General features: G+C 43.3%; 8 protein-coding genes. 1 reads left to right on the top strand and 7 read right to left on the bottom strand.

Translation table 11 applies throughout. The annotated features are described in order from the left end of the window. Together E7204_RS08015 and E7204_RS08010 are read right to left on the bottom strand one after the other, a co-directional pair. Nucleotides 1-513: ABC transporter transmembrane domain-containing protein (locus tag E7204_RS08015; RefSeq protein WP_295183372.1), on the bottom strand; the 513-nt coding region annotated here is incomplete at its 3' end. Continuing rightward, a complete protein-coding gene (locus tag E7204_RS08010; RefSeq protein ID WP_295183370.1) occupies nt 510-2,255 on the bottom strand; it encodes an ABC transporter ATP-binding protein in 1,746 nt (581 codons plus the stop codon). The genes E7204_RS08015 and E7204_RS08010, both read right to left, overlap by 4 nt. A gap of 271 nt (nt 2,256-2,526) precedes the next feature. Between E7204_RS08010 and tpx the strand changes: the two genes are divergently transcribed. After that, nucleotides 2,527-3,042, top strand: a complete 516-nt coding sequence (tpx, locus tag E7204_RS08005) for a thiol peroxidase (protein WP_295183368.1) — start codon at nt 2,527-2,529, stop codon at nt 3,040-3,042. 219 nt (nt 3,043-3,261) lie between these two features. On the opposite strand, the gene E7204_RS08000 is transcribed toward tpx, so the two are convergent. The 5 genes from E7204_RS08000 to hslO form a co-directional block, all read right to left on the bottom strand. Beyond that, a complete protein-coding gene (locus tag E7204_RS08000; protein ID WP_295183366.1) occupies nt 3,262-4,596 on the bottom strand; it encodes an amidohydrolase in 1,335 nt (444 codons plus the stop codon). 91 nt (nt 4,597-4,687) lie between these two features. After that, nucleotides 4,688-5,932 carry an adenosylhomocysteinase gene (locus E7204_RS07995; protein ID WP_295183364.1) on the bottom strand — a complete coding sequence of 415 codons (1,245 nt, stop codon included), beginning with the start codon at nt 5,930-5,932 and terminating at the stop codon, nt 4,688-4,690. A gap of 60 nt (nt 5,933-5,992) precedes the next feature. Next, entirely contained in the window at nt 5,993-7,045 is a 1,053-nt protein-coding gene (mtnA, locus tag E7204_RS07990) for an S-methyl-5-thioribose-1-phosphate isomerase (RefSeq protein WP_295183374.1), read from the bottom strand. A 47-nt stretch (nt 7,046-7,092) separates the two neighbouring features. Then, on the bottom strand, nt 7,093-7,914 hold the full coding sequence (gene mtnP, locus E7204_RS07985) for an S-methyl-5'-thioadenosine phosphorylase (protein ID WP_295183361.1): 822 nt from the start codon (nt 7,912-7,914) through the stop codon (nt 7,093-7,095). Between the two features lie 190 nt (nt 7,915-8,104). Beyond that, complete coding sequence (hslO, locus tag E7204_RS07980) at nt 8,105-8,995, bottom strand: Hsp33 family molecular chaperone HslO (protein ID WP_295183359.1); 891 nt, start codon at nt 8,993-8,995, stop codon at nt 8,105-8,107. Nucleotides 8,996-9,182 lie beyond the last annotated feature (187 nt).

Genomic DNA, 9,182 nt, shown 5'->3' with positions numbered 1-9,182 from the left:
TATTAAAATACCGATAATCATGAGCACACTGCTGCCCAATTTTAAGACTACGTCGGTGTATAAAGTGCGCAGTGATTCCGTATCATTGGTTACCCGCGTAACCAGGTTACCGATTGGCAATTGCCCGAAATGAGCCGGTGTACGGGCTAAAATTTTAGAAAATACTATATTTCGAATTTCAAAAATAATGCTTTGACCGAATTTTTGTAACGTATAGTTTTGCACAAACAAGGCAATAATACTAAAACATATAGTCATAAAGTAGATGCCGGCATATTCCGTAATAATGCCGATGTCGCGCTGCGGAAAGGCCGTATCGATTACGGTTTTCATCAAAAGCGGGCGCAGTAAGTCGAGGCCCATGGCAATCAATAAAAACAGAGCGGCCCACAAAAGCAGGAAGGAATGCGGTTTGATATATTGACCTAAACGGCTAAGTAACAAGATGTCTTGATGCTTTGTTAACTGCGTTTCTTCCTGTACCGTATAGGAACTGGTATGTTGCTTGCTCATTGGTCCCCTCCTTCCTCAGCTACACCGATAAGAGGTTCATCAAGCTGCTGGGCATATAAGCGATAATATTCGCCTTCTTTGGCCATAAGCGCTTCATGAGTACCTTCTTCCACAATAGTACCTTCTTTAAAAACAATAATTCGATCCGCTTCGCGGAGTGCTTCCAAACGTTGGGAAATGAATAATAAATTTTGATTACGGCCCTGGCGTAAGGTATTTATAATCGTACCGGCACTAATGGTATCCAGTGCGGAGAAACTGTCATCTAAGAGCAAATACGGTGCATTTTTATAAAGACCGCGAGCAATATTAACACGCTGTTTTTGACCGCCCGATAAATCGGTGCCCCCTTCTTTCAAACGTTTGGCTGCCGGCGCCAGACGCTGACTCAAATCGCGCGTCAAAGCCGCCCGCTCAGCGGCTTGGGTAAGTTCTAAAGTATGGTTTGACGCTTCACCGAAAGCGATATTTTCACCGATAGTAGTCCCTAATAGATACGGTTCCGGCGGTACATAGGCAATGCTGCGACGCAACACTTGAAGCGGCATTGTCGTAATGTCTTCATCCCCTACATAAATACTGCCCTGTGGTGTATCGTGTAAGCGCAATAACAATTTGAATAAGGTGGATTTACCGGAACCCGGTCCTCCGACGATGCCGATAAATTCACCGGGCTTAATCGTTAAGTTTACGTCGTGCAGCATAGGCACTTTAGTTTCCGGATAGGTAAAGGTTAAATCTTTAACCGTAATAGTTGTTAACGGCAATTCACGTTCCTCATCGGTTGGTTTTTCTTCTTCAATCATGAGAAAATCGTAAATACGATCCAAGGAGGCCAACCCTTTTTGAAGAACCGATAACAAGGAACCAATACCCATAATCGGGCCGATAATTAAATTCAAATAACCATTGACTGCTACGAAATCCCCTACGGTAATTTCATTGGCAATGATTAAGCGACCGCAGATAAAAATGGCGATGGCGTGACACATAAAAGGGGCCACGAAAGTGAGCGGAGCCAAGATTGAATCGAGGAAGGCAACGCGCATGTTCTTATCATAATTCACTTTGTTAATATTGTTAAAACGCCATAAACTGCGCATTTCACGGTTAAAGGCACGAATGACCGGCATGCCGAGGAATAATTCTTGCGCGAACTCCGTTAAGTCGCTATACGTATTCTGCGCTTCTTTTTGACGCTTACGCATGCGGCGACTCACGGTGAGCATTCCGGTCAGAATAAACGGCATCGGTAGTAAGGTAAGTGCCGTCAAGGAAACGCTGATTTCTTTAGCCATCAAGAAGAATGAAAAAATACCGAAAAAGATGGCATCTACTAAAATCATTACCCCCAGGCCTAAAGAAACGCGCAAGGATGTTACGTCATTGGTCATTAAGGCCATAACCTTACCGGGGCCGTTTTTTTCATAATAGGCGGTAGGAATATATAATGCGTGATCGAATAAACGACGACGCAGTAAAAATTCAAAGCGACGAATGGACCCCAACAACAAATGTCGGGATGAAAATTTTAGAACAGTGACAACAATAGCTAACATAAAAAAGTACCCTATATATGTAGTAAGGCCTTCCTTACCGTAATATAAGGTGTTAATGGCTTCCCCGATGAGGCGCGGAACATATAAAAACAGAATGTTAATCGTAATCAGAATCAAAACGCCTAGTAAATAGACGGGGCCATAACCTTTGAAAAATTGTGAAAAAATAGTCAGTTTTTTCATTATCGTCTCCAAGAATAGTCAGATTTTTTATTTTATCTATAAAAATAAAATGATATATTTTACTTCTATATTGTAACATAGTTTATATCACATCGAAAATCATCAATTTTTATTTTACTTATAAATTCTATCATGCTATACTTAATATGGTAAGCGGAGTTGTACGGCATTTATAAAAATAACCGTCTCCACTCTACGAGACAGTGAAAATTGTTCTCTGTCAGATAAATTAAACATTAAATTTTGAATTAATCTTAGGAGGTTATTCATTATGGAAAAACGTACCGGTGTAATTACATTCGCAGGCAATCCAATGACATTGTTAGGTAAAGAAGTTAAAGTTGGCGACGCAGCTCCTAACTTTACTGTATTAGATAACGGCTTAGGCGCTAAAACTTTGAAAGACTACGAAGGCAAAGTAAAAATTATTTCCGTAGTTCCTTCCCTTGATACCGGCGTTTGTGACGCTCAGACTCGTTGGTTCAACAAAGAAGCTACCGAACTTTCCGACGATGTAGTTATCTTGACTATCTCCATGGACCTTCCATTCGCTCAGAAACGTTGGTGCGGTGCTGCCGGCGTTGATAACGTAATCACCCTTTCCGACCACAAAGATGCAAGCTTCGGTGAAGCATACGGTTTCTTGATTGAAGAACTCCGTTTGTTAACTCGCGGTATCGTTGTTATCGGTAAAGACGACAAAGTAGCATATGTTGAATATGTTCCTGAAGTAACAAGCTCCGTTAACTTTGACGCTGCTGTTGCTGCTGTTAAAGAATTAATCTAAGGATTAACTGAATTAACTCACATAGAGTGTCGAGCATTGGCTCGGCACTCTTTTTTATCCTATAGGTTCTAACCCACTTAGCTCTATAAGACCCTATTTACCCTATAAGCGCCCTTTTTTGTATGAAAAAACTACGGCAATATAAATCGCCGTAGTTTCTTTTTTAGCGCTCATTTTGATTGGATAAGGAAACCGCTTTTATATGCAAACTATATAATATTATTGTTTAAAAATCGCTGTCTTACTCATCACATCATGACGTAATTTTTCTTCGTCAATAGTAAGTAATTCGCGGTCTTTCATGACTACTTTGCCCGCTACAATCGTTGTCTGCACATCGGACGAATTAGCCGCATATACCAAGGAGGCCACATCATTATAACGCGGTAACCAATGCATGCCGGTTACATCATATAAGCAAAGGTCCGCACGATAGCCTTCTTTAATGAGGCCTAAATCGTTATAATCGAGAACTTTAGCCCCTTCAACGGTGCCTAATTGTAAGGCTTGATGAGCCGGAATGGCTTTCGGATCAAAGTGCGTAGCTTTATGAAGCGTAGCTGCCAAACGAACTTCTTCGAGCATATCCGCATTATTGTTGCTGGCGGAACCGTCAGTGCCAAGCCCTACGGTAATACCTTTGGCAAGCATAGCCGGCACATCGGCAATACCGCTGGCTAATTTAAGATTGGATTGCGGATTATGAGCGACACGCACATTTTTTTCCTTCATGATATCGAGGTCTTCATCCGTTAAATGAACACCGTGAGCGGCCACACAGCCCGTATCAAACACGCCTAAATCATTGAAGTGAGCAATCGGCGTTTTGCCGGTTGCTTTAATTACATTCTCCACTTCCCCTTTCGTTTCGCAGAGGTGAATGTGGATTTGCGCCCCCAAGTCATGGCTAAGGTCCATGACTTTTTTCATATAATCATCGGGACAAGTATACGGCGCGTGCGGTCCCAGCATTACTTTGATGCGATCATTGTCAAAACCGTGCCAATCATTGAATAAATGACGGCTATCTATCAAGGCTTGTTCGGCTGTAGGTGCTACCCCGGCCATACCGCGGGATAAAACGGCACGAATACCGGTTTCTTTTACCACCTTGGCCGTATCGTTCATGAAGAAATACATATCGCTGAAACAAGTGGTACCGGAACGGAACATTTCGGCGATACCTAAGCGTGTACCGACTTCTACCAATTCATTGGTTAATTTTGCTTCAGCCGGCCAAATAGCGTTTTCCAGCCAATCCATGAGTTCCAAATCATCCGCATAATTACGGAATAAGCCCATAGCAATGTGGGTATGTGTATTGACAAGGCCCGGTGCGGCTACACGACCATGACCGTCTAAAATATACGCCGCATTACCGCATTCTTTAGTGATTAACTCTTGGCCGAAAGGCGTCTGACTTTCTTCTTCGGTCAAAATTTTATCGATATATCCGTCTTTAATAATTAACGTTACATTGCGCAACATGTCTTTACCGGATTCAGCACTTTCCCCGGTAATGCAATCAATATTGCGAATTACAATATCAGCCATTTATATCTCCTTTAGTTGAACCGCTACCAACGTACTCTATTCAGATTAGATGACACAACCGTTTGTACCTATAACCTCAGAGCGCAATCTCTTATTGAACTTTATGCAAATAATCATATTGTTCTTGGGTTAACGAATCTAAATCGTAGCCCATGTTTTGCAATTTAACTTTCGCAATACGCACATCCAGTTCATGCGGCAAAATGTGAACCGTTGCTTCCATATCTTTACCATGATCAAGCAAGTATTCCGCAGCCAATGCCTGCATAGCAAAGGACAAGTCCATAATTTCTGCAGGATGACCATCCCCGGCAGCGAGGTTAACAAGACGACCACCGGCTAATAAATAAAGCGTACGGCCGTCAGCTAAGCTGTAGCCTTCAATATTTTTACGAACATTTTTATGAGAAACAGCCACTTCCGCAAGTTCGACACCGTTTACTTCACAATCGAAATGGCCCGCATTACACATAATGGCTTTGTCTTTCATCACTTCGAAGTGCTGTTTGCGGATAACATCTTTACAACCGGTTACGGTGATGAAAATATCACCGATTGGGGCAGCTTTAATCATAGGCATAACTTTAAAACCGTCAAATACAGCTTCGATGGCTTTAATCGGATCCACTTCGGTTACGATAACGTGAGCGCCGAGGCCTTTAGCACGCATGGCCACACCTTTACCGCACCAACCATAGCCGGCTACGACTACATTTTTACCGGTAACGGTCAAGTTAGTGGTACGCATGATACCGTCCCATACGGATTGGCCCGTACCGTAACGATTGTCGAAGAGGTATTTACAATAAGAGTCGTTAACGGCAATCATTGGGAATGTCAATTTATTTTCATTAGCCAAGGCGTGAAGACGATGCACACCTGTTGTTGTTTCTTCGGAACCGCCGATAAGTCGTTCTTTCGCGTCCGTGCGAGTAGTGTGCAACAAGTTTACCAAGTCCCCACCGTCATCGATGATAATATGCGGTTTATGATCCAACGCTTTATTTAAGAACATGAAGTATTCTTCTTCGGTGCAGTCATGCCACGCATACACGGTGAGGCCCATATCAACGAGGGCTGCCGCTACATCATCCTGAGTGGACAATGGGTTGGAACCGGTTACGATAACATCAGCACCGGCTTCTTTTAAAATAGTAGACAAATACGCCGTTTTAGCTTCCAAATGAACGCTCACTACGACCGTTTTGCCTTCAAATTTATGACTCGCTTTAAATTCTTCCCGTAAGCTGTTAAGAGCGGGCATAAAATTGGACACCCATTCAATTTTTTTACGACCTTCCGGTGCCAATTTAATGTCTCTGATTAATGATTCCATGATAACCTCTTCTTTCTTGAAAAACATCTATAATACTACCGATAAAAGTAGATTTACGCATTACCGTACAAGCTTCTTTTGTAAATCCGCAATGGCTTTATTGTAAGGTGCTTTTAAAACGCCTTCTTCGGTAATAATAGCACTTACGAGTTCATGCGGCGTTACGTCAAAAGCAGGGTTCAAAACGTCGATTCCGTCCGGTGCGGTTGGGATACCGGCAAAGCATTTAACTTCATCGGCACTGCGCATTTCGATAGGAATATCGCTCCCTTTAGCCAAAGTAAAGTCAAAGGTGCTGTACGGTGCGGCCACATAAAACGGAATATTATGAGCTTTGGCCGCTAAGGCTACGCCATAAGTACCGATTTTATTGGCCACATCCCCTTCCGTAGTGATGCGATCGGCGCCCACAATAACAGCATCGATAAGACCTTGTTGCATAGCATAGGCCGCCATATTATCGGTTAATAAGGTAACGGGAATGCCGTCATGATGGAGTTCAAAAGCGGTTAAACGAGCGCCCTGTAAAAGCGGTCTCGTTTCATCCGCATAAACCCGCTCTAATTGACCGTTAGCGTGAAGTTCACGAACAACGCCGAGAGCGGTACCCAAACCGGCCGTTGCCAAAGCACCGGCATTACAATGCGTCAAAATACGGATGCCCTTTTTACCTTCGAAAAGAGTAGCCCCCGCTTTAGCCATAGCCGCATTCAATCCCTGGTCTTCCAAATCAATAGCTTTGGCTTCCGCTTCGATTAAAGGTAACGCGGCCACCATGGTATCGCAAGGAAATACGATATTCGTCACAATACGGTCAATGGCCCATGCTAAATTAATGGCCGTCGGCCGTGTTTCTTTTAAAGTATTGGCAAACGTCAAAAAATTAGCTCGCTGTGTTACTTCATCAGGTGCCGATTCAATGGCCTCACGGGCAGCCAAAATAAGGCCGTAACCGGCGGCTACGCCAATGGCCGGTGCGCCGCGAACACGCAATTTTTTAATGGCTTCCGCTACTTGACGCCAGTCGGTGCAGTCAATATATTCTTCCTGATTCGGTAACTTTGTCTGGTCTAATAAAATCAAAGAATTACCATTCCAAGTGATGCTCTTCATGGATTCACTTTTTAAGGTATCCAATGTATGAACTGCTTCTTCTAAACTCATAGTAATTCACCCTCTTTGCCCAAGGCCGCTTTGAAACCGCCGTATTCGGCCAAACGATGGTGACATGGTAAATCCTGATCAGGATCGAGTTTTTCAATAGTACGTAAAATTAAGGCTTTAAATTTATCGGACATTTCAGCCATAATATCGAGAACTTCTTGATGTGTAAGTTCAGTCGGCGAAATACCGGCAGCAAAGTTAGTTACCATGGAAATCGTGGCATAAGCAATTTCAGCTTCACCCGCTAGCACCACTTCCGGAACATTCGTCATCCCCACTGTGTCGGCACCCATCATTTTGAACATCTTAATTTCGGCCGGCGTTTCAAAACGAGGGCCTTCCGTGCATACGTAAGTACCACCGTTATGAGCGTCGATATTAAGTTCCGATGCCGCTTCCATAATCACCTTGCGAAGAGCCGGCGAATACGGATTACCTACGCCTAAATGGACAACCTTTTTGCCATTGCCGTCAAAGAAGGTAGACACGCGGGATTTTGTAAAATCAAGGAACTGATCAACCAATACAAAGTGCCCCGGTGCATAATCAGTATTCAAAGAACCCACTGCCGTTGTGGACACAATCATGGTTACACCTAATTTTTTGAGACCCCAAATATTAGCGCGATAATTAATCAAATGAGGCGGAATGGAATGACCTTTACCGTGGCGGGCTAAGAATATAAGCTGTTTCCCCTTATAACTGCCCTTCGTATAAGCAATTTCACCATACGGCGTTTGCATCGTCTTTTCTTCAATATTTTCAAACATAGATGGATCGTACACACCGGTACCGCCAATAATTGCGATTACACCCATTATAGTCACCTCGTCTTATCTTTCTTTACAATAGCTTTTTACTAAAAAATAAACCTCCGGAGCCTGAGCCCCGGAGATTCCATACCTTAGTTACTGCCCTAAGGCTCGTCTATTCTATTGTACCACAATCTAACTGATTGCGTTAATCATTTGTTTTTGCAGGTCAAAAGCTGTTTATCAAAAAATCTAATTAATGCGCTACCCCATCGTTACGGGACGCTTCCGCAAAAATCTGCTTCAATTCATCGCGGCTGAACTGATATTTTTCATTACAGTAATGACAAACAAGTTCGGTCGTTTCATCTTCCAACAATTCTTCTTTATCCGCAGGTTGCAGCGTAGCCAAAATTTGTTCAAATCGTTCACGGCTGCAAGTACATTGAAAAGCCACATCACCTTCATAGACTTGTTCAGACGTTAAACCGGCCAATACTTTTTCAACTAAACCTTCCCCATTAGGATGCGCTTCCAAATAATGAGAAATAGGTCCCAATTCATTAATATTAGCTTCTACTTGCGCCAAAGCTTCATCAGTTGCATCCGGCAGAGCCTGTACGAGAAAACCGCCGGCAGCCATAGTCGTTCTGTCTGTATTAACCAAAACGCCCAAGCTGATAGTGGCCGGAATCTGTTCTGACGTATATAAATAGTAGGCTAAGTCTTCCGCTACTTCACCGGTCTGCATCGGGCTTTGGGACGTGTAATCCTGACGGAGTTTGGTAAAACGAGTTACCTGTACTTCACCGTCATGGCCGACAGCGGCGCCCACATCCATTTTACCGGCATATTTTAACGGTATATCCACATGAGGATTATCAACATAGCCGCGCACCGTATTATTACTGAACGCATCTACATGAACCACGCCTAAAGGTCCTTTACCGTTTAAACGTAAACTTACGTTTTCTTCGTTTTTAAAATCCCCGGCCATTAAAAGGGCGCCGGTCATAGCACGACCGAGAGCCGCCGTAGCTACCGGGCTCAAATCGTGACGCACTCTTGCTTCTTCCACAGTGTCAGTCGTTACGGCAAAGGCCATACGAACACCTTCTTTAGTCGTATAACGACGAATAAAATCCATATCTATTTTCCTTTCTTATACTTATAACTTAAATATTAAACTTCTATAATCATAACCACCCGTAGAACGGGTGGTTTGCTCTGACCCTATAAGGGTCTTTCTCTAGTGGTTGCCCTCTAAAGAGGGCTTTGAGTAATCTGACAACCACTCTATTACCACTGGCTGCCCCCTACTCGGGGGCTTTTAT

This window comes from Veillonella sp. (genome assembly GCF_015058545.1).
Lineage (GTDB): Bacteria > Bacillota > Negativicutes > Veillonellales > Veillonellaceae > Veillonella_A.
Note: the sequence above shows the minus strand (reverse complement) of the source record. Positions and strands in the feature narration are given on the sequence as shown.